Origin of the sequence: Corallococcus praedator, from assembly GCF_003612125.1 — a bacterium.
GTDB classification, from domain to species: Bacteria; Myxococcota; Myxococcia; order Myxococcales; family Myxococcaceae; genus Corallococcus; species Corallococcus praedator.
In genome coordinates this window covers 1-436 of the sequence record NZ_RAWI01001085.1, presented here as the reverse complement: position 1 = coordinate 436, position 436 = coordinate 1, and the positions used below count along the sequence as shown (strand labels likewise).

Below are 436 nucleotides of genomic sequence, written 5' to 3'. Positions count from 1 at the left end.
GTCGAAGGGCGCGTCCTTGGCCCGTGCTTCGACAGGCTCAGCACGAACGGATTAGAGGACGGCGACCGCGCGCAGGAACGCGGCGATCTTGTCCACATCCTTGACGCCCGGCGCCGATTCGACGCCCGAGGAAACATCGACCAGCGTAGCGCCGGTGCGCCGCACCGCCTCGCCGTCATTGTCCGCGGACAATCCGCCTGACAGCGCCCAGGGCAGCGGATGGCGGAACCCGTCGAGCAAGCTCCAATCGAACCGCACGCCCATCCCGCCGGGCAGCGCACCGTCTGGCGTCTTGGCGTCATACAGGATTTTGTCAGCCGCCTTCAGATAGCTGCGCGCCTGGTCCAGGTCGCCGCGCGCCTTCACCGCGACCGCGGCCCATACTTCCAGTCCGCGTTGCTTGATCTCCGCCACGCGTTGGGGCGCGGTCCCGTGG

At 68.3% G+C, this 436-nt stretch carries 1 protein-coding gene; it reads right to left on the bottom strand.

Features of this window, described 5'->3' with window-relative positions:
- Nucleotides 1-51: 51 nt before the first annotated feature.
- On the bottom strand, nucleotides 52-436 hold a 385-nt coding region (locus D7Y13_RS43125), incomplete at its 5' end, for a phosphoribosylanthranilate isomerase (RefSeq protein ID WP_439329270.1).